This window comes from Ktedonobacter racemifer DSM 44963, assembly GCF_000178855.1.
Taxonomy (GTDB): Bacteria; Chloroflexota; Ktedonobacteria; order Ktedonobacterales; family Ktedonobacteraceae; genus Ktedonobacter; species Ktedonobacter racemifer.
Genome location: NZ_ADVG01000001.1, coordinates 3,002,147 through 3,023,650, shown reverse-complemented (window position 1 = coordinate 3,023,650; position 21,504 = coordinate 3,002,147). Strand labels below are relative to the sequence as shown.

17 protein-coding genes are annotated in these 21,504 nt (G+C 53.2%); 7 read left to right on the top strand and 10 right to left on the bottom strand.

Annotated elements, in window-relative coordinates:
• Positions 1–561 precede the first annotated feature (561 nt).
• Together KRAC_RS12875 and KRAC_RS61410 are read left to right on the top strand one after the other, a co-directional pair.
• Complete coding sequence (locus KRAC_RS12875; RefSeq protein WP_007907576.1) at positions 562–3,141, top strand: tetratricopeptide repeat protein; 2,580 nt, start codon at positions 562–564, stop codon at positions 3,139–3,141.
• A 426-nt stretch (positions 3,142–3,567) separates the two neighbouring features.
• Positions 3,568–5,202 (top strand): serine/threonine protein kinase, encoded by a 1,635-nt coding sequence (locus KRAC_RS61410; protein ID WP_007907572.1) that lies wholly within the window; start codon positions 3,568–3,570, stop codon positions 5,200–5,202.
• Between the two features lie 301 nt (positions 5,203–5,503).
• On the opposite strand, the gene KRAC_RS12865 is transcribed toward KRAC_RS61410, so the two are convergent.
• The 4 genes from KRAC_RS12865 to KRAC_RS12850 all read right to left on the bottom strand — a co-directional run bounded on the left by KRAC_RS12865 (position 5,504) and on the right by KRAC_RS12850 (position 10,924).
• Positions 5,504–7,024, bottom strand: coding sequence for a cation diffusion facilitator family transporter (locus KRAC_RS12865; RefSeq protein WP_007907569.1), 1,521 nt, complete (start codon positions 7,022–7,024; stop codon positions 5,504–5,506).
• 265 nt (positions 7,025–7,289) lie between these two features.
• Positions 7,290–8,276 carry a DNA glycosylase AlkZ-like family protein gene (locus KRAC_RS61405; RefSeq protein WP_052568191.1) on the bottom strand — a complete coding sequence of 329 codons (987 nt, stop codon included), beginning with the start codon at positions 8,274–8,276 and terminating at the stop codon, positions 7,290–7,292.
• 619 nt (positions 8,277–8,895) lie between these two features.
• Entirely contained in the window at positions 8,896–10,347 is a 1,452-nt protein-coding gene (locus KRAC_RS12855; RefSeq protein WP_040442461.1) for an RNA-guided endonuclease TnpB family protein, read from the bottom strand.
• The gene (locus KRAC_RS12850; RefSeq protein WP_007907565.1) at positions 10,316–10,924 is read right to left on the bottom strand and encodes an IS607 family transposase; all 609 of its coding nucleotides are present in this window, start codon (positions 10,922–10,924) and stop codon (positions 10,316–10,318) included. Before KRAC_RS12850 ends, KRAC_RS12855 begins: the two co-directional genes overlap by 32 nt.
• A gap of 466 nt (positions 10,925–11,390) precedes the next feature.
• Between KRAC_RS12850 and KRAC_RS12845 the strand changes: the two genes are divergently transcribed.
• Positions 11,391–12,686, top strand: a complete 1,296-nt coding sequence (locus KRAC_RS12845) for a winged helix-turn-helix domain-containing protein (RefSeq protein WP_169460884.1) — start codon at positions 11,391–11,393, stop codon at positions 12,684–12,686.
• A gap of 204 nt (positions 12,687–12,890) precedes the next feature.
• Here KRAC_RS12845 and KRAC_RS12840 read toward each other — a convergent pair whose 3' ends face one another.
• Complete coding sequence (locus KRAC_RS12840) at positions 12,891–13,103, bottom strand: hypothetical protein (RefSeq protein ID WP_007907562.1); 213 nt, start codon at positions 13,101–13,103, stop codon at positions 12,891–12,893.
• On the bottom strand, positions 13,103–13,573 hold the full coding sequence (locus KRAC_RS12835) for a hypothetical protein (RefSeq protein WP_007907560.1): 471 nt from the start codon (positions 13,571–13,573) through the stop codon (positions 13,103–13,105). The genes KRAC_RS12840 and KRAC_RS12835 overlap by 1 nt, the downstream gene beginning before the upstream one ends.
• Positions 13,574–13,929: 356 nt before the next feature.
• Here KRAC_RS12835 and KRAC_RS12825 point away from each other — a divergent pair, with 356 nt between their 5' ends.
• A complete protein-coding gene (locus KRAC_RS12825) occupies positions 13,930–14,652 on the top strand; it encodes a transposase (RefSeq protein ID WP_040442455.1) in 723 nt (240 codons plus the stop codon).
• Positions 14,609–15,253, top strand: a complete 645-nt coding sequence (locus tag KRAC_RS12820; protein WP_083814613.1) for a transposase — start codon at positions 14,609–14,611, stop codon at positions 15,251–15,253. The genes KRAC_RS12825 and KRAC_RS12820 overlap by 44 nt, the downstream gene beginning before the upstream one ends.
• Positions 15,254–15,609: 356 nt before the next feature.
• On the opposite strand, the gene KRAC_RS12810 is transcribed toward KRAC_RS12820, so the two are convergent.
• Entirely contained in the window at positions 15,610–15,819 is a 210-nt protein-coding gene (locus tag KRAC_RS12810) for a helix-turn-helix domain-containing protein (RefSeq protein WP_007907544.1), read from the bottom strand.
• Between the two features lie 184 nt (positions 15,820–16,003).
• Between KRAC_RS12810 and KRAC_RS71150 the strand changes: the two genes are divergently transcribed.
• The gene (locus tag KRAC_RS71150) at positions 16,004–18,157 is read left to right on the top strand and encodes a serine integrase family protein (protein WP_007907532.1); all 2,154 of its coding nucleotides are present in this window, start codon (positions 16,004–16,006) and stop codon (positions 18,155–18,157) included.
• Here the strand turns inward: KRAC_RS71150 and KRAC_RS70205 are convergent.
• Positions 18,061–18,375 (bottom strand): hypothetical protein, encoded by a 315-nt coding sequence (locus KRAC_RS70205; RefSeq protein WP_085954393.1) that lies wholly within the window; start codon positions 18,373–18,375, stop codon positions 18,061–18,063. The two genes, KRAC_RS71150 and KRAC_RS70205, sit on opposite strands and share 97 nt — an antisense overlap.
• Positions 18,376–18,504: 129 nt before the next feature.
• Here KRAC_RS70205 and KRAC_RS12800 point away from each other — a divergent pair, with 129 nt between their 5' ends.
• Positions 18,505–19,485, top strand: coding sequence for a helix-turn-helix transcriptional regulator (locus KRAC_RS12800; RefSeq protein ID WP_007907531.1), 981 nt, complete (start codon positions 18,505–18,507; stop codon positions 19,483–19,485).
• 55 nt (positions 19,486–19,540) lie between these two features.
• Here the strand turns inward: KRAC_RS12800 and KRAC_RS12795 are convergent, their stop codons facing one another.
• A complete protein-coding gene (locus tag KRAC_RS12795) occupies positions 19,541–20,779 on the bottom strand; it encodes an ornithine cyclodeaminase, nickel-pincer nucleotide-dependent (protein ID WP_007907529.1) in 1,239 nt (412 codons plus the stop codon).
• Between the two features lie 145 nt (positions 20,780–20,924).
• Positions 20,925–21,482: a CRISPR-associated protein Cas4 gene (cas4, locus tag KRAC_RS61400; protein ID WP_007907527.1), complete on the bottom strand. Its 558-nt coding sequence runs from the start codon at positions 21,480–21,482 to the stop codon at positions 20,925–20,927.
• Positions 21,483–21,504 lie beyond the last annotated feature (22 nt).

The window sequence follows — 21,504 nt, the reverse complement described above, 5'->3', positions numbered from 1 at the left end:
CCCCTTGCCACCAATAGGTGCTAACAATAGGCCCGAGATCTAAGCGCAAACCGCCTCCGGCCAAGCACAGCAGTGCTCTTGTGTGCCACTTATTTTGCGTCAACAGTAGTCTGAGTAGCGATATATGCCGTAAAAGCATCATCGTAGGTCGGCAGAAATCTTCTCACACGTGGTCTCTCTTTCCTCTCTCAAGTATGCCTTGTTTTCCATCTTCAATGGAAGAACTTTCATTATCAAGAAGTTAACAGTCATTTATAAGTTTGTTTCCTCTCGTCATCTCGACGACAAGAGGGGGAGTGAAATGCTGAATACTTCCAAAAAACGAGACCACCTATCGCTCGCTTCCTGTGCAGGTAAATCCCAAAAGTGTTGTGACGCTGCGTTATCCATTCACTCCAGGTGAGAATATCCAGCACAATGAGAGGTATAAGTATATTCGTTGAGTATCAGTCACTTATCAGGAAATGCTCACATTTATGCTATAATAAGTGCTACCATGTCGAGTGTTCTCAATATGCAGATCGTTCGCATTCTGGGGCATCGTGAAAGGATGCATGATTCTTGAAACAGCAGCCCATCTCTCATCGACGTGAGCGTCTCCGCGACGCGCGGCTCAGACGTCACTGGTCACAACAGGATGTTGCAGATCAGTTAAATGTCACTGTTGTTACCATCAGTCGTTGGGAACAGGGGGTCACGACTCCCAGTTTTTACTTTCTCCGGCAATTATGTGCGCTTTTTGAGTTGTCTGCTACCGAGCTCGACCTGGACCCCCACAAGGAAACGACTTCTCTGGATATTTCAGTGGACCAGACTCCGTTCCTGCTTGATCCGGTTCTTCCCTCCTTCCAGCAGGAACAGCATCAGCTCATTGGCCGCCAGAAGGAGATTCAGCACATCGCGGAGTGTCTCTGTTCTCTCCAGGGTGGCACCTATGCACTGACCGGCTTACCGGGAGTAGGGAAAACTGCCCTGACCATCGCGCTGGCCCATCATCCCCAGGTGCGTCAGCATTTTCGTGATGGCATATTGTGGGTAGGTCTGGGTCCCACACCACGCGTGATCGACTCGTTAAGTCGCTGGGGCAGTCTCCTGGGACTTAACGCTTCTGAGGTCCAAACATTGACCACTGCTGACGCCTGGGCAAAATACTTGCATCAGCGGATTGGGAACCGTCGCCTATTGCTAATCCTGGATGATGCTTGGGACCTGGCTGAGGCTGTGATCTTTCATCTTGGTGGCTCTCAGTGCACCCATCTGCTCACCACGCGCTTTCCTTCCCTGGCTTATGCATTTGCCAGGGAGCAGGTAACTATTCTGCACGAATTGACCGAAACTGACAGCCTGGCGCTTCTCCACCAACTTGTGCCACAGGCTTTTGAAGAACATCTTCCAGAACTGCGTGTGCTTGCACAGACCGTCGGTGGCTTGCCCTTGGCCCTTCTGTTGCTTGGCCACACGCTCCAGGTCCAGGCACTTAGCGGTCCACCACGCCGTCTCTCACAGGCCCTGCACGAACTCAATCAGAACATGTATGCACGCTTGCAGATGGCTGAACCGCTTCCCTCCTGGAAAGAGATCCCTGGGTATACAGCGGGAAGCTCGATTTCGCTCCAACTCGCTATTGCGATGAGTGTTCGCCAACTTCCTGACGCTGTTCAGGAAGCACTCCGCGCGCTGGCAGTCTTTCCTCCCAAACCGTACAGTTTTTCTGAAGTGGCAGCCCTGGCTGTGTGCAATACTTCCGTTCAGATTCTGGATACCCTGATAGACAGCGGGCTCATTGAACCCTACGCCGCAGGACGCTACCAGATCCACCAGACCATTGCTGACTATGCGCGCCTGCAGGCAAGCGATCCAGCGGTGGAAAACCGCCTTGTGACGTTCTTTCTGCACTTTGTCTGTACCCATCAAGAGGATACGCAAGCGCTTGAACAAGAGCTCTACATCATTACACAGGTATTCCAACTCGCCTTTCTCCGTCACCTGTATGAGCCTTTTCTTCAGGGGATGCTGGCGCTGCTGCCCTTTCTCGAATGCCAACGATTGTATGGGCTGGCTGACACGCTTTTGACCCAGGGGCGAGAGGCCGCTCTGGCTCTGGATGATCAACTGAGCCTGGCCCACATCTGGCTGGCGCGTGGCAAAATGGCCGAGTTGCGTGGCGCGTTCTTGCAAGCGCAACAAGCCTTTGTTGAAGGATTGGAACTTGTCCGCCAATTGGGGCAACAGGAGTTGCTCGCGCATTTTCTCGTTTCGCTTGGAGGAACGCTGGTCGATACCGAGACAGCCGCTCAGGCGGAACGCTGTCTGGTCGAGGGACTGCAAGTGATTGAGGAGTTAGATGACAATGCCCCGCGCTGCCTGGTATTTCAATACCTGGGTGAGTTGGCTGACAATATGGGTGAGATGAAGAAAGCGACTGTCTTGTATCAACAAGGATTAGCGCTTGCGCGCCAGACGCAGAACTGGAAGATTGCCAGCGCGCTTTTACAGGACCTCGGCACGGTCGAAGTGAGAAGGGGCGTGTATCAAGAAGCCGAGCGCTTGTATCAGGAAGGCCTGGCGTATGCGAAACAACAGCATGATCAGCAACGGCAGAGTGCGCTGTTCATGTGCTTGGGCATGCTCGCCTGGCATCAACACCAAGAGCAAAAAGCGGTGGAGCTCTCGCTGGAAAGTTTGCGTCTAGCACGCGAGATTGATCAGCAGATGCGAATCAGCTCTGTCCTGCAAAATCTGGGTATGATGATGCGTGAGCAGCATCAACTTCTCCAGGCTGAAGCCTATCTGCAAGAGAGCCTCGCCCTCGCACGGCACATTGGTCACCGTTGGCTCATCATCGAGACATTGGGCGAATGGGGTAAGCTCCAGCTTAAACAAGACAACTTCGCCCAGGCGAAAGCAACCTTTGACGAGATGCATGAACAGGCGCAGGAGATGAATGGGCCGCTCCTCATTGCTCTCGCGTTGTTTGGCTTAGCCCAGATGGCCGAGCACGAAGGTGCACGCGAACAGGCACTGGCCTATATCCAGACTAGCAAAACCATTCTCGACGAACTACACAATCGCGTCTTGTATCAGGAGATCGAGGACTGGTGCACATCAGTGCTTCTGTCGCCGGAGGGAACCAACTCATAGCAGGTACCTGTCGTTATTATTGTGGGATACCAGGAGAAAACACTGGCACCCCACGAGGTAGTGTTGCAAAAAAAATTAAAACTCAGCAAATTAAAGTAGATTTGAACGCCCCTCACAAGGAAAAGATGCAGAACATTCCCCCTTTTCTATAGCAAGGATCCTTATGCTGTAATTGCTTCCTCCATTTCCTCTGCATTAAATTTTTGCAACACTACCATTTGATAAGTAACTGTTATGAAGATGTTATGAATGAGATATTTACATCTTTGCTTATGTATCGATATACTCTTTGGAGGAAAAGAGCTATAGGTGTCCGACTTCCGCTCAATCCCCATTGAGAGATCCTCAATCTTGAGGAGCCGGCTTCTCGTACTTATCTTCTCAGGGATGGCGGGCTTTGTGTAAGATGTTTCAGGAGGAAACGTCATGCTCGATTGGACAGGGAACAAACTTGGCAACTATCAGATTGTGCATATGTTAGGACATGGAGGCTTTGCCGAGGTCTATCTCGGGCAGCATATCTATTTGAAAACCCATGCAGCAGTCAAGGTATTACAGACCCGGTTGACAGAGCATGATCTTCAGGCGTTCCTTCAAGAAGCGCGCACCGTGGCGAGTCTGACCCATCCCCATATTGTGCGTGTCCTGGAGTTTGGCGAGGAGAGTCACACTCCTTACCTGATTATGGAGTATTGTGCCAACGGCACGCTCCGCCAGCACCATCCTAAGGGGACACGCGTCCCTCTCCCTGAGTGTGTCACATACATCAGACAAATAGCGGAGGCGCTGCACTATGCACATGAGCATAGGATCATCCATCGCGATGTGAAACCTGAGAATATGTTGATTGGGCAGAACGGAACGCTCCTGCTCAGCGATTTCGGGATAGCGATTACTTCACAGAGTTCTCGTTACCAGGGCCGCCAGGATATTGGAGGAACCATTGCCTATTCCGCTCCAGAACAACTTCAGGGCAAGGCCAGTACTACTAGCGACCAGTATTCCCTCGGCGTTGTCCTCTATGAGTGGTTGACCGGCGAACTTCCATACAAGGGGTCCTTCTCTGAGATCGCCAGTCAGCATCTCGTGGCACCTATTCCCTCCGTTCGTGACAAAGTGCCAGCGCTCCCGCTCGCTGTTGAGCATGTTCTCCAGAAAACCCTCGCAAAGGACCCTCAGCAGCGTTTCCAGAGCATGCGGGATTTTGCGGCAGCGCTCGAACTGGCGGCGGCAGGCAAACCTGCTTCAGACATGATCACGGCTGGCGCAAGCGATCTAGCTGACAACGAGGCGAACATATCTACCTATCCTAAGCCCCAGCCTGTTACACTCGCCGAGCCACCCAATAGACCCATAGATCATCCCACCGTCAGAGAAACACCACATCTCTCAGCGCCTTCATTTCCCACCCCCCCATACCGCTCAATCCAGACATCACCTCGCAAAGAGAAAACTGGCCTCTACCTTACTATCATTGTGATCCTCATTCTCGCTTTAACAGGCGTAAGCATCCATACATTCGCGAGTGCATCCACAGGGAAGACGCAGAATGGAAATACAGCACTCCCCAATGGGCTGACAAATACACTGCCAACGTCAACTCCTACACCCACACTCACTCCCACAGTCATACCAACACCAACAGTCATACCAACAGTCGCCCCAGGAACCATCAAAGTGAATAAACGATTGACGTGTAGCGGATGCGATGATCCGATTGTGACAACCATCAATACCATTACCTTTGACCCGACTAAACAGAGAATGGTCTGGAGTATTACCCTGTACAATGCGAGTGGGGCATACCAGACGATGCAGTTCAAAGGGTTTGATTTGCATGATATGAACAATGAAAGCAACAATTACAATGGAACAGGAAGTATACTTGCAGAACACTTTACTGGTGATGATGCTTCCATAGCGCCTAATGAAAGCGTACAAGCAGAAGCCATCTTTTCTTTTACTCCGCTCCATGGAGAACCCTACAAACTGACAGCCAGCTATCGTTGCCTTTGGGGTTGTCCCGATGTTACCTTTGACCCTATACAATTCACTTTTTAGATCAAGGACGTTCCTGGGTATCGTCCTGAGCACGAAGTCCCACGATGATGCCCAGGAACATATGGCGGCATTCTCTGATTAAGATTGAGATGTCGAGGGGGCCCTGCGACAATGGAACGTGACTGGGTTGTGGTATCCTGTACGGTTGGGATATGTCCGCCTCCGCCATCTTACCCTATACCAAATACGCCGACTGTAATGGTCGGTTTTTTTATTGCCCACAAATGCAAAAATAATGGGTCGAAAAGCCAGAGAGAAATCCGGTGTCATGCGACACCGGATTTCTCTCTGGCTTTTTGTATTATTCTGGGGGTTCAGTATGAATTGTTACGGTATCCAGGTAGGGATGCGCACGGCGTAGTGCACGCTTGGTCTCTTCCGCCCAGGTGTGGACCTGGCTGAGCGGGGCGTGCGCCTCGCAGGTAAGATGCAATGTGACATCCAGTGTTTCAGGTGGCGCTAGCGTTAAGGTCGTTGTGCCGCCGCCCTGCGTCTCTTGCATAGGCGTGTGGTGCGCGACCCTCTGGCTCTGGTAGAGGCGTACCTCGTGTGTTCGGCCCTGCCCCACAATGCTATCGGCTATGCGCGTGATGTCTGTTTGCAGCGACTGGTTCGCGTGTGTGACCTCCTGGCGGTAGGCAATAGTGTTGTCAGGAGCCTCGATATGCGTGGTGACGCGACTGAGGAGCGTGTTATGCTCCATAACTATCCGCTCAAAGTGGGAGGCCTTGGTATGGGCCTCGCGCAACGTCATATCTGCCTGTACCTCTACATCCAGGTCGACTTCAAGTTCGGTATTGACCCTGCGTACATGGATGTTATGCGCGTGAATTCCCTGAAGTTCAGCTAGGTAGCGAATCTGGTCGGCGACACTTTCATTCGGCGACGCAATAGGCTCGATATGCACGATGACATCATATTCGCTCTGTGGCGAGGTTTCGCGCGTCGCTTCGATGGCCTGTTCCTCAATCACCTCGCTCAAGACGTGCGTTTGTTCGAAGGGCAGCGTACGCGGGGCTGCAATCACAATATCCATAAAATGCTTATTGCCCGCGCGACGAATGCGAGTGCGGCGTACCTCGAGGACGTTGGGCAGAGCGCGCAGCTGTCTCTGTAGTTTGGGTGCTAACTCGCCTGGGGCCTTATCGAGCAGGGCGTCAAGGGTCTCACGTATCAGACGCGTGCTGACCCAGATCACGATGCCAGAGACGCCCAGGGCCGCGACGGCATCGGCCTGTCCCAGCCAGCCTGGCAGGTGCAGGTAGTTCGCCACCGCGACGATTCCCAGCCCGATCACCACCACCGCTGAACTCCAGATATCGGTGCTGAAGTGTAAGGCGTCGGCCTCAAGTGCCTGGCTACCATGCTTGCGCGCCGCCTGCATGAGGGCGCGTGCGCGCGTGATATCCACGACAATCGAGGTCAGCATAACGAGAAAGCCCCAGATGCTCACCTCGACATGCCCCTGCTGGAAAAGCAAGCGGCCAGCGGCCTCGTAAATAATCCAGAGCGCAGTCCCAATGAGCAGAAGCGCCTCTATAAAGGCGGAGAGGTTCTCCACCTTCCCATGCCCGTAGTGATGATCCTCGTCGGCGGGCTGGGAGGCGATACGCACAGCGAAGAGCGTCATCAAGGTCGCGACCAGGTCTAGTCCCGAATGTGCAGCCTCCGCCAGAATGCCCAGGCTCCCCGTCATCAGGCCAACAATAAGCTTAAAGCTTGTCAGGCCGATGGCGGCTCCTACCGAGGAGAGAGCGACCAGCGTTTTCTCGCGCTCGGGTCGTGGCGTGGATGTATGATAAGCGTTTTCGTCTTGCTGCATGTCTGTCGTTCTTCTAGATTCAGTCTACTTGTATGCTCATTCCTTTGGGGTTCCACGGGGAAAAGTCGTACATGTTGCCTGCACGGGAACCCAGTGTCTGATGCCTGGGTTATTTTAGACGAAGAAACGCTTGTTGTCCAGAGGCAGGGACAAAAGGCTGAATTTTTAGTTGAATAAAATTGATAATTAATAGAAATAAAAAGTAGCTACCTGGTTGTTAGTGGTGAGCTGGCTCTGCCAGCTCACCACTAACACATTACCTGCGCTATTCTACGAGCGCGGTTCTGGCACCGGCCAGCAGGGCCTGGCGGGTTGGACTATCAATGGTCTCGTTGACAACGATCTCCTGGGCGTGTAGGTAGTGGAGGAAGCGTGATGAGGCTCTGGTCAGGGCTGCCAGAAGGGTGGCATCCAGAGCGATGTCTTGCTCCCACCACCAGTTGGCAATCGTCCAGGTGCCTTTCTCCAGGCGCGAGTCGATACGTGCCACGAAGCGGTCGCGGTAGAAGATGGGGAGGACATAGTAGCCCCAGCGACGTTGTGGCGCGGGCTTATAGACCTCCCAGATATAGTCGAAGTCGAAGAGTTGCAGCACGCCCTTGCGGTCCCAGAGCAGGCTATCGAGGGGAGCCAGAAGGCGCATCTCTTCCGCTAGCGTCTCGCTCGCGGCGCTCTCAAGCAACGGAAGAGCGCTTGTAGGCAGGTAGTAGGACCACTCCTTTTCGCCGACTTTGACATGGGTGAGCAAGCCCTCGGCGACCAGGTGCGCGATAGCTGCCTTGCGCGTTTGAGCGTCACCACAGGCGCTCCAGATCGCGGATTCGGCGTTGGGGCGCAGCAGACCAACCGCCTGGAAGCGCCGTCCAACAATCCAGCGGTGATAGGCCTCGCGGTCCAGTAGCGCTGGCGTCTGAAAGTGCATATCGGGGATGACGCGCTCGGGTCGATCATAATAGTGGCGCCCATTGCGACGATGGTGGGTGAGGATCAGGCCACAGACCCACATTGAGCGCAGGGCGCGCTTGGCTTTTTTGGTCAAGCCATACCACGAATTGGCGTCGCTCATGGGTGAGCGATCCTCAAACTCAAGCGATGAGAGCGGACCATTGGCATCCATCGCGGCCAGAATCCTCTCAGGGGTCTCGGGATCAAGATCCAGGATCTCGCGATCATGATATGGGCGGTACATCTCGCGGATAGTGGCGCGCAGAGGCCAGTTGCTGATGGGAACCAGGCAGGCCTGCTTGTCCAAGGCTAAGTGTCATACAACAAGACTATCCACTGTTCTCCCTGAATTGATAGCGTTGTTTGGTCGGGCTGTATGACGATGAGACGTCGTGAGCACATCAAGAGTGCCGCGTCTTTTTGGCTCCCTTGCTCCGCTCACGACGAAACTCTGGCCGTGCATTCGTCCAATGTGTGACAAGGCAGGAGGGAAGATACTTGCTTCCTGATACTCCTGCATTTCATCGATGGTCACACACACAAGAAACCGAGCCTGATCATGCTGGCTCATGCTTGACGCTGGTGTGCAATATCTTTTGGAATAGGGCCGGATTTACGGATGGCAAGATCCGGGGAGCCGTCAAGCGTCGTATATGGCTATCTTCCGGCGAACTTATTTGAAATTGTCAGAACCAAGTTTATTGCGGTTGCAAAGGAGCAAAAGGTCAAGCTTGTGAGGCGTTCCCAGTAACGAAAGCTTATCAGTATTGCCGATAGATACAGAGGCACCTATAGTTGATCAAAGCATAACCATCTATTGCAATGATTATCCTTCTCACTTTAACCTACGCCTGTTTACCAAACAGCGGACTAGGCGGGAGGATGCACTACGAGCATCCTATGCACCTCTCTCTACTGAGAGATGTTCACTCGTGAGATGATTCCAGGAACATCTCTGGGGGATCCCAGAAGCTCAACTGGACGGGAGGCCCGGCATCCTGGATCCTCTGCTGATTCTGCTGTTTCCACGCTTCATGCCGCGTCATGAGGAGCGCCTTGACCTCCGAGGTCGAGCGACATGCCGCCAGTTTCCGATCCCCCCAGCGTCCCGCGAGCGTCTGTGCGGCTTTGCGGTCGGCCTGGTCTGCGTAACCACAGACCAGGCACTTGAAGGTTTTCTGGTTCGGCCGATTAGCGCGATCGACATAATGGCAGCGGGGGCATTCCTGAGAGGAATAGGCGGCTCGGACCGTGTGGGCTGCCATGCCCTGTTTGGCGGCGGCCCAGGCCAGCTGCTCTGGGATATGCCCCAGGTGAGAAGCATACAGATAACTGTTCATCACCCTTGCTTTGAAGCGCATCGAGGCCACATTGAGGTCCTCATAAATGAGTCTGGCATCTCGATGATCTTTGACCAACGCATTGACCGCCCGGTTGATCTCTTGCTTGACGTGACGGCTCAAGCGTTGCGACGTTTCAGAACTTGTCGAAGGAAGCTTGCCCTTTGGGACGCCTTTCTTTTCCAGACAGGCTCGCAGTTTCGCCTTGCGGCGACGCTTTTCCCGATCGTGCTTGTGCTGTCGGGCCATCTTGCCATGAAAACTGCCATACGCTTTATTGGTGGAGGTCGTGAGGAAATGGGCAATGCCCACATCGACACCTACTGTAGGGGCGTCAGGCTTGGTTTGAAGAGGAACGTCCTCGTCAAAGGAGAGCGTCAGCCACCAGACTCCATTGCGCTTGTGAAGTGTTGTGGATGCATTGAGCGTGCGGCCTTCGAGTGCTCGTTTGTGATAGGAGGCGAGTTTGACTGGGACTCGAAGCGGATTCCCGACATCTAAGGTGGACACGCGCAGCCAGTAGTCGAACGTGGAGTCCTCCGACTTCTCGACCACCACCACGTTGACATTGGCTTGGATGACTGGCACACGCAGCACAGGGAGATCCCATTCGGTCCAGGTCGGTTCGCGGCGTTTGAAGGCGGACATCCGGCCTTCCGCCTGAGCCTTGGCCTGAGCGTAATCAGCCACATCTTCCAGGTACGCCTGATAGGCGTTCGCTCGATTCGTGCGAAAGCTTTTGGCAATGCCTGCGGCTTGCTGTATTGCCACTCGATGCAAGCGGTCGGAAAGATCGGTTTTGAAGACGGTTTCTTGGTACTTGTCCGGGCTTGTCTCGGCCTCGCAAAACAGGGTGGTGTACTGTTGGCACAGCGGCAAGTAAACCGCCACAAGCTGATCGAGCGCCTCAAGTTTGCCAGGATTGGCCTCAATGAGACGGATATGGGTCACCGCTCGAGTGATGGTCTGCTTCGTCTTCTTTTTGCGCTTGCGCTTTTTTTTCTCATCAAGCGAGGCTTTTTGGGGCTTCTTGCTCACAGGCGGGTCCATTCTGCTGCAAAGCCGCTAGCACTTGTTCCGTCTTGCGTTTGGCTTGTCTGCGACCATAAAGACGAGCGCAAAACGAGGGAATGATGCTGATAAAATCGCCCATGAGATCATCGTCGGCGGTATCAGCGGTGTTGACGATGACCAGTTTCCGTCCTTGCATAGCCAACAAGGTCTGAATATAGGCCACGCCAAAGCGAGAAGCGCGATCTTTGTGTTCAACCACGATCTGCCCGATTTTGGGATCTGCCAGCAGCGCCAGAAACTTGGGCCGCTGATCGTTGATGCCACTGCCGCACTCTTTGACGACTTTGCTGACCGACCAGCCTTGGGCATTGCACCAGGTCACCAGCCGCTCGGCTTGCCTTTCCAGGTTGTCTTTGTTTTCGCTGCTTGAAACACGAGCATACATAGCGACGGCGTGGACCGGAACCGAGCGAAGCTCTGGCGGATCAATGATCACGGTGCCGGTGGGCAATTGATAGCCGGGAATCTGGCCGCGTTTCCACATACGCCAGGCGCTGTTATAACTGATCCCAATCTTCTTGGCATAACTCGATAACTTCATACATCCAAGTATACTCTATCTGCTTGAGATATGCAAGAGATGATGATACTTTGTGATGGTTACTTATACAAAATGGATACCTAATAACAATAATGTCAGAGAATTTTCCTTTCACCATGCGCTGGGGGCAGGAAATACTGGATATGCTTCACGGAATAATCTTATGACATTGTGCCTCAGATGTTCCAAATCATGGGCTGCCTGCCGTGTCATAAAATAAACAGGACACTCGGGTCTGTTACACTTGCATGGCTCAATAGCGCCTGACTTGATGAATTCATCAAATCTTGCACGTAATTTTGCCAAAGCTTTTTCTACTTCCTGAATTTGTTCGCTAATGTTAGGGTCTTTAAGTTGATGGCGTGAGGGAATAAAGCGGTGTCTTTTTTACTTGGTAAGAGCCATACATCAAAGTGCACCACTGCGGATGAAAGTCATCTATTCAGAGACTTTCAGAAGAAATGCCGTGAAACATGGGGCATTTACCACTCCCAGCTTCGTGCGCAAACAGGGTGAATACTGTCCTCTTTTCATGTTACACTCAAAGCAATTGGGACAAACCGGAGGACACGAGCTGATGCTGACCCTTTCACGCGCCGAAGCCCGGCGCTTTCTGGCTAATTATCACTTTACCCCAACCGATGTGCCTGGTGTCTTTGATCGCCTGGGAACGGTGCAATATGACCCGCTCAATCCTGTGGGACGCAACCCTGATCTGGTCTTGCAGGCGCGAGTGCCAGGCTACCAAGTAGATGACTGGCAAAAAACTGCCTACACCGATAGGGTTGTATACGACTCATGGGATAAAATGGCATGTTTGGTTCCGGTGGGAGACTGGCCGATGCGAGCGATGATCCGCAGCATGCATCGACCCTACCATGACCGCGAGATCTTGAAGACACGGGTGGGGATAGCGGAGGCCATTCTGGCGGCCATTGATCGTCAGGGGCCGCTTTCGTCACTGGAGTTCGAGAAAGAGCTGCGTACGAGCATCCCTGGTCAGGACAAATGGGGCGGCGCTACACACGTCAGTCGCGCTTTACGAGCCATGTGGGTTTGCGGGATGCTTGTGACCCATCACCGCCAGGGCGGGCGTCACTATTACGACCGGCCTGAACGCGTCATTCCTGCACACTATTACAGCGTGCCTGCACCCGATGAGGAGAGTTATTACCGCTGGATACTGGCCCGCCGCTATCAGGCAACCGGCTTGTTACGTCCGAGCGCAGAGGCTGCCATCTGGTCCGCGTGTGGCAAGAGCGAGCAGCGCAGGCGTGCCCTGGCACAACTCGTCGAGGCCGGTGAACTGCTCCAGGTGCAGGTGCATGCCGGAGGAAAACCACAGCTCTATCACATGCCTGCTAACTTACTGCCGCTACTTGATAATCCCGCGTCGGAGCCACGCATGCTTTTTCTGGGGCCCCTGGACAGCCTGCTGTGGGACCGGCGCGGCGTGATTCAGTTGTTCGATTTTGAATATATCTGGGAAGTTTACAAGCCCGAACCGCAGCGCCGCTGGGGCTATTATGTGCTGCCGGTTTTCTATGGGGATCGCTTTGTGGCCCGCCTAGATGGCCGCTTGGAGCGAGGGAGTTGGACGATTACCCGTTGGTGGTGGGAGCCAGATGTGACGCCCACGGCTGACCTGCTGGAGGCGCTGCACGTGGCCGCCGAAAACTTCGCCCACTACCTGCGTGCCAACAGTGTGCGCGTTGAAGAGGGTGTAGCGCCCTCGGTCCGTCAGGCAATGACGATTGAGTAGCAAGCAGAGGAGGTTACTCCTTCTCTCCCCGCCTTTTTGAGCAGGCCGGACGACCGGGCGCTATTCGATTTGCCGCCTGTTGCGGAAAAGGATGTCGGGCAATAGGAAAAGAAGAAGGTTGATTGCGCCCATGCTTCGCGCAATAAAAATGCGCCCCTCGATTCCGAGAGGCGCGCACGCTGGCCAAGATGTTTTTAGGGTGGGCTAGTTTGGCTTGTCAGAATGATAAAGCCCCAGAAGAAAGCCGACATTATAGGCAAGGCGCTGCGCTTCGTCAGCCATAAAGTCACGCATGAATTTCACCAGCTCCATATCCGTATCTGGCCGTGTATCGTGGTAGATCGCTTGCTGACCTGTTCTGAAACCAGCCTTTACATCGGGATGCTCAATGTCGAATGGCAACTCCAAAATCGTCATTATTTGTTCTCCGGTGGTGTTTTACTATATACGCCATCTTTTGTGCCGTAGAGCGTGATACCGATAGAGCTACCATCAGTGCCGACCGTCACATCGGTAATGCCGTCATTATTCACGTCACGGGTCTCGAACTGTACCGGCGTATTGTCCTGGGCGCTTTGCAATAAGAAAACCTGACTTTTTTCAGGATGGCCGTTAGGAACATCAAAAACGGTGACATAGCCTCGGTAAACTTCACCGATAAAGTGATGCCCGTGAAAATCAAAATGCGATACATGCACATCGCCGTAGTGCCATTGTGTTTGAAGCCAGTTCCACCACGGAAGCACCACGTTAAGGAGGAACATGAGCAACAGGAGCGCCGTACACATACCTATGCCTATGTTCAACAGGCCATTACCCTGCTTGCACGTCTTTTCCAGCAGGTCTTCAGTATGTGGCAGCTTCTGTGTGCGTTGCTGGGCTGCCACCGGCTTAGGGGCTGCTTCGGAAGCGGGCGGGGTGCATATGTTACATCGGCGGATTGCGCGAATGATTGCGGGCGCATATCCCGCACCGGACGATACGCCATGTTACACCTGCTTCCCCTGAATAGTGCGGGCGGCCTCCTCGGCGGTGAGCAAACCGTCAAGGTACTGCTGATTTACGGGTTCGATCAGCGCCGGTTCTTCGTGGCAACCGCAAGTGGGGTCAAGGCAGAAAAGCCACCTCCCCTTGTGTACAGGCATAGGCGTCAAGTTAAGAGAAGAGAGCTCAGCCTGACAGGTAAAAGCTCCTGTGTCATGATAGAAGTAGGCAAACTGCTATCAGAAACAGGAGCTTTTCTATGAAAAGTATAGCACCCTTGTGCCAGGCCTTAGAGGAATTGATCTATAAAGATGCGCCTCGTTTGGCTCAAGAACAAGGATTGATTGTCCGTCATCGTTGCTTTTCTGCGAGCACCTTGCTGCTTTTACTCGTCTTTGGCTGGCTGAAACATCCGTTAGCTGGTCCCAGTCAACTGGCCCGCTTTGCGCACTCGGTGGGGGTGAGAGTGAGTAAACAAGCAATCTTTGAACGCTTGACAAAGAACACAGCGCATTGGCTCTTGAGCGTGTTACAGCAAGCAGTTCACACGCTCCTTCTCGCATCTTCTTTATCTGTTGGGCTCCTAGCTCGTTTCCCTGCAGTTCTCCTCGAAGATACTACCTGTATTGAATTGCCATCGGCTCTCGCCTGGCTCTGGAAAGGAAGCGGAGGGAATGCATCTCCATCGGCTGTCAAACTCGGCGTGCGCTGGGATCTGCGCAGTGGCAGGTTGGACGGACCAGCACTCCATCAGGGACGTGATTATGATAGCCGAACGAGCACCCACACACTGCCTTGCGAGCAAGGCAGTGTGTGGGTGGCAGATGCTGCCTATTACTCCCTCAAGCAGTTGCGTCAGATGGACCAACAAGGGGTCGTTTTTGTCATTCGCCCACGGGGCAATTTGGTCGTGAGTACACCCGAGGGGCAACGCTTGGATGCGGGCATCTCACTTGTCCGCTTTGACCGACACGGTCATTGACCTTTCGGTCCGTTTAGGCTCCATTCGCTCCCTCTGGCTCAATGCGCGGATTATTGCCTTACCTGTCTCTGATGAGGTGGCTCAGAAACGCCGTGAGCATCTGCTGGACAAGGCCAAGAAGCAAGGGCATGTGTTCTCCTCACATGCCCTTGCCCTTGCTCGCTGGACCTTGATTGTTACCAATGCGCCTGTGGAACGCCTCTCAGCAGAAGAAGCACTGCTGCTGTTTCGGGCGCGTTGGCAGGTGGAATTGCTCTTCAAGCTCTGGAAGAGTCATGGGCATGTGGATGAATGGACCAGCCGGCTTCCCGACCATATTCTTTGTGAGTTCTATGCCAAGCTGATCGCTATGCTCGTAGAACATTGGGTTCTTCTTGAGAGTTGTTGGGATGATCCTCACCGTAATTGGATGCTCTGTGCTGATCTCCTTCGAGATCAACTCCCGCTCTTGATCCTCGGCATTCGTGGATATATCCCTCTTTCTCAAGCCCTTGCATGTATCCGTGAAGCGTTGTTGGGAAGCGCTTCCATCCCTGCTCGAAGTACGCGCCCCAGTACCTCCCATCAACTTCTTGATGGGGTTTACTGGGGCTTAACTTGACGCCTATGCCACCTCCCCTTGTGTACAGGCTCATCTTCCATCGGTATAACGGGAATAAAATTATCAAACGGGCCTTTTATACCGTTCATGATATTTGCCTCCGTCAATCGACAGGCGAAGCCCGGACGTGGTATTATTACCAGTAGACTTTACGCCTGTCTGGCAGCAAAGCACGCTCTATAAGGCGCACCTTGCCGCCACTGAAAAACAGTAAAAGGATAGGTTGTTTCATATTTGCACTGCGGTTACTTTGGTAGAGTGGAGCGCAGTACAAAGAATGTAGAAAAAGTCTCTGAGGAACGCCTTGGCTCTGCGCCTTGGCGTTTCTTGGCATCACCTCCTTTAAGCCTGGATGGTTAGTCAGCCAGATTCAGCCCTTCAATATCCTTATAGGTTATCTCGCGGCCTAGTCCCCTGCTGATAGCATTGGCAATCTGGCCAGCTTTCGCCTTGTAAACCCGCTTCCCGGCTATTGCATCATTGAGGGTTCTTACGTCAATATCAGCTTCACGGGCAAACTTTGCCTTCGACCATCCAAGCTTAACCCTGTAATCTTCTAAAGTCATAGGTTAAGCACTCCAAAAAGAAAGATTTATTACCATCCTAGTATGCCATCACATACACCCATATGTCAATCTTTTACCATCAAATGATAGCAAAACCATACATTCTATGGTATATTTATTAACACAGGTATTGTTGTAAAATGAGTAGATAAGGGCTTTCTGATATTCGAAAGGTGGCAAAGGAATGTCGCAACCCAAGGCGTTCAAACTCCGTCAGGTGGAAGACCGCCGTAACAACTACACCGGAGTGTTGCCGGAAATCGACAAAACACGAACGACCGCCGTGCTGGTAAGGCAATCGAAGAGCGGTGCTGATACCACAATGGCGGAAAGCAGGGAAACCCAGCTAGGGTTGCAAGAATATTCCAAGCTGCTTTATGGCAACGCGGAACCGCAGGTTGAGCTATACGATGAAGGCGCTGGCGTATCAGGTCAAAAGCGCATTGATCAGCGTGCGGAGCTAGATCGCCTCTACCGGGATATGCACAAGGGCATCATAGGAACCATCGTTCTTGCGAGGGAAGACCGGATTTTCCGCAATAAACACATGGATCAGGTAGGCGTTTTCACGAAGCTGGCCGAAGAAAAGCGGATTAAGGTCATTGTGCCGCCTATATCGTCTGCCGCCAGCGATGAGCGCACCAAAGTTTATGACTTTACCAGCTACCGAGATTTAGTAGCTTTTCAGGATAAAATGCGCGAAGCCTACGGCTACATTGCAGGCCATGTAGCATACATGCTGCAATGCAAGCAGAACAAAGCGGATAAAGGCGGATATGATGGGCGGCTGTTGCCTCCTGGGCTTGCGGTAAAAGGCCAAAAGCAAAACCAGGTTATCGTGATTTATGAGCCGTGGGCACAGGAGATGCGCAAACTCGCACTTAGGGCGCAGGCGTTGGACTGGAATATCGGTAAACTTAATCGGGAAGTCGATCGGATGGCTTACCTTTTTCCTGAAATCCCCGATGAGGACAGGGAAAAATATCTGATCAAGACCTGCATACATCGCATTCCGGGCGTGGGGTATAAGCCCCGCTCTGACCAGACGTTAAGAGACTTGTTCACAAACGAGATGCTGATAGGCTGGTGGCAGCCGGATGATGATAAGCCGGATGTCATAGTCGATAATCACCCTGCCGTTCTCGACTATGCCTTGTTTGCTGAAGGGTATGCCAGGCTGAAAGGCTATACGCTGGAAGGCGAGCTTATTGATAACTACAGAGGGAAAACACGTATCCAGGAAACACGCGAAACGCCGCCCGATTTGCTTTTTCACGGCAAACTTATTCTCACGCCTCCTTCGCCAGATGAAACGACATTTATATCCTCTTATGAGCAAATTTACGAACAGAAATCAACGCTTAACTATCTGGGATACCGTAAACGCAACAACCAGATGACAAAAAGGCGCTGGTGCTGTATTCCGGGAAACGCCTTTGACACTATCGTCATAGAACGCCTTCTTGCGCTTGAAAACGCTGACATTACGATGAGTGACAAGGTAAAAACAACGCTGGATCAGGTCTATAACCAGCAATCGGAGGATTTCGTCAGCATTCCGCAGCAGATACAGGGCATCAAGACCCAATTGACGGAGAATGCCAAGAAGCGCATGAAAACCAGCGTTGATGATCCTATGTATGAAATGCTGGAAGAAGAAAAGCATGATTTGATGCAACGCCAGAAATCCCTTGAGTCCAAGAAGGAAAAGCTGGGGATGGTGGATAGCCCGGAAGAAATCGAGCAGTTGCATTCCCTGCTTGGCAATTTTGAATCGGTATGGCCTACCTTTGACTTAGACCAGAGGCAGAGAGCCTTTAGCCTGCTCATCAACCGGATAGAGATTGAGGTGGTTTCACCTCATTGGATACGCCTGTCTATTGACTGGCTGGATGCTGTATGCCCGCGCCTGGACGTGGCATATGTCTGGAAAGCATCGCCTAGCCGTGGTGAAAAGTTCAGCGAAGAAGAAAAAGAAATCATCAGGCAGCATTATCCGCGCACGAACTACATGGAAATCTTGGAGCTACTGCCGGGTAGGACGTGGCAGTCTATCCAGGGACAAACGGCGTTAATGGGTATCAAGAGAGAGGTGGTAGCCGACCCCGGCGTATGCGTGGGCATATGCTACAGGGATATGGTGCCTAAGATGGATGGGGAATACCTCTTCAGGGATTACGAAACCACCATAGAATACATAAAAAAGGCCATAAGCAATACGGCAAAGAGCGCGGCCCCCCTTTACGCGCTCTGGGTGCTCCCGGAAACAATGGATGGACTGGAAGGGATTGTTGAACGATACTTGGGTGGAAAAGACTGCTTGTCCCAGGCGTCGTAAACCATGCGCTGGGTATAGGCCGCGTGCTGCCAGTCGTCGACCCGGTAGCCAGGAATGCGTGCCTGGAAAACCAGATCGGGATTGCGTCCCACAGGATTGAGCGGATCATATTGGACCGTGCCCAGGCGCTCAAAGACTCCGGCCAGGTCGGTTGGACGAAAGTGGTAGCTGGTGAGGAAGCGCCGCGCATGCTCGCGTGAGATATGGATTGTCGTCATCGTATGGTCCCACCCTGTTTTAAAATTAGCCTGATAGTGTCTTGCCTTTGAGTATACCTTCAAAAGAGGGTATAATAAGTCCTGATTGGCTCTACCCTGGCAAAAGATCTTGAGAAAGGGAACAGTCACATGTACTTCCCCACGACACGCGTCCTGACGGTACTTGAATTATTGCAATCGCGTGCGCGCATAAGTGGCCCCGAACTGGCGGAGCGCCTGGAGGTAGATGTGCGTACCATTCGGCGCTATGTCACAATGTTGCAGAGCATGGGCATTCCTGTGCAAGGTGGGCGTGGGCGCTACGGCGCATATCATCTCCGCCCAGGCTTCAAGCTCCCTCCATTGATGTTTACCAATGATGAGGCCCTGGCGCTGACGCTGGGACTCTTTGCCGCGCGTAAACTGGGGCTGGCCGAGGCGACGCCCGCGGTTGAAGGGGTGGCGGCCAAAGTTGAGCGTGTCTTGCCCCTGGAGCTGCGTGGACAGATGCAAGCCCTCCAGAACACCCTGGAGTTCCAGAGCCTGAACGCTAAGGGTGTGGCGCGGGCTGAAGTCATCTCTGTCCTCTCAACGGCGGCCCAGCTTGAGCAGAGCGCGTTTTTATCTTACCAGGCCTTCAAAGGGGATATCTCTGAGCGCGAGGTAGACCCATACGGCCTGGTCTATCGCATGGGCTACTGGTATATGGTTGGCTATTGTCATCTGCGCCAGGATCTGCGCAGCTTTCGCCTGGATCGGGTGTTAGAGGCCAGTATGGGCGAGAGGCCCTTTACGCGCCCCTCAGGTTTTAACTGCCTTGAGTATGTTACAAGGGGCATTCCTATGACGCCTGCGCGCTGGTATATCGAAGTTGTGTTGGAGGCGACGTTAGAGGAGGCCCAAAGCATGGTCTCGCCTACTATGGCCCTACTGGAGCAGGTGGTGGGCCAGGAGCGGCAGGTCTTATTTAAGTGTTACGCCGACGACCTCGACTGGATGGCGTATCACCTGGCGGGTTTGTGCTGTCCATTTATTGTACGTGAGCCACAGGCGCTCTGTGATGCGCTTTTCCGCCAGGCTGAGAGAATGCGTGACCTGGCGGAACGGGCGAGCCGTCGAGAGCAGATATAACAAGTTGTTAGTGGGATGAGGCCTCCTGCTTGGCCCCGTCCCACTAACAACTTGTTTAAGCCAGTTCTTTTTCCAACTGGTTGATCGATTCGAGGAGCTCGCGCAGGAAGAGCTCTGCATCCGTGACCAGCCCCGCGGCCTGGAAGGTGCCGCGATCCGCCAGCTTGGTCACAACCGCTGGATTGATATCGACAACGACTGTGCGCACACGTGCGGGCAGGAGATTACCCGTGGCGATGGCGTGGAGCATCGAGGCAACCATAATCGTCATATCGACATCCTGGACGACCTCGCGCATATGATGCTGCGCGACTGGCATATCTGTGATGACGCCAGGCATTGGGCCATCATCGCGGATAGAGCCTGCCAGCACCAGGGGGAGGCCGCGTGTCACCGCCTCATAGGTAATACCCTCGCGCAGCAGGCCAATCTCAATTGCTTTCTCAAGCGAGCCGACGCCGCGCATGGCATTAATGGCGCGCAGATGGTTACGATGCCCGCCCTCGACCTGCTCGCCCGTTTTCAGGTTGACGCCCAGGGAGGTGCCAAAGAGCGCGGACTCAATATCATGCGTAATGATGGCATTGCCACCAAAGATGGCGTGGATATAGTTGCGGCGGATCAACTCGGCGACATAGCGGCCCGCGCCAGTATGGATTACGGCGGGACCAAGTACGAAGAGGATCTTGCCGCCCCGTTCGCGTATCTCATGCATCTGGCGCGCGATATTTTTGATGGCCAGGACCTTGGCGCGCTCGGATGAGACATCACTCTGCATAAAGGCAAAGGTCTCATGCCCGCGCTCGCGCTCGTAGGGTTGTACGCGAATACCTTTGTGTCCAACGACAACCTGGTCGCCTTTGCTCACCTCGTGCATGGGTTTGCAGTAGGCTCGCTGCTTCTCAGCCTCGACCACCACCACTACGTCCATCTCGATATTTTCTACCAGGACCCACTTGCCACCAATGCGGATCTGCGTGGGCAGATTGGTCGTCGAATAGAAATTGGGTGGCAAGACGCCATCCTGGGTGACCATCTCGGTCTGTGTATCGTGAGCATCAACCAGAATGGCTCCAAATTGCTGTAGCTCTGAAATAATGAGTTCTAGCGTTTCGGGATCGGGAGCCTCAACCTGGAAACGCGCATAGCTCGACTCTGACTTCTGCTTCCCGATGCTAATTTCCTGGACGGTGAAGTTCCCACCACGATCCATAATGGTATCCCAGGCGCGTGGAAGCGACCAGGAGTCGATAATATGTCCACTCAACTCCACTACTTCATGAAATGTACCCATAGATATGTTCTCGCTTTTTATAAGGGAAAGACCCTTCTCGTCGGACCAATAGATGATTCTGCTGCTAGTGTAGCCCCTCTATAGAAGGCTTGTCAATCAATGGATGAGAAGGGGTTAGACTTGCTTTCTTACATACATGCTCTACTTACTTATCTCGGCCAATGGGGCAGATTTGTTGAAAGACACAGGCCCGGCACTTGCTGGCGCGCTGTGTCTTCAAGGGTGGGGGATCCTGGGGGCCACGCTGTTCCATGTCTGAGAGCAGGCGGATAACCTTCTTGCGTAGTGCGGGTGTATAGTCGATGGTGAAATCGCGGTCGGCATAGCGCACGATGCCATGCGTAGGGGGAAGCTCAGAGTAGTCTTCCAGGATCAGGCAGTAGGCAATAAGCTGCATGACGTGGTTGCTATCGGGCTGTGTCACGCCTGAGACGGTCAGTTTCAGCTCAATAGGAATGAGCCTCCCATCGGGATGCTGCACGATATAATCGGGTTTGCCAATGAGAGGATAGTTGCTGGAGTAGAGCGTCTCTCCCTGTCCATCGGCGTCCTCATACACGAGTTCACCGGGCAGGCCCAGCGCCTGTTTGTACTCTTCGTGCAGCCGCTCTTGCTGGCGTACACGCTCATTACGCCAGAGCAGGAGCAGGGCTAACGCGAAAAGTAAGAGTCCCAGACCTCCTGGTAACAGGATGTTCCCCACCAAAATACCCCCTCTTGCTTAG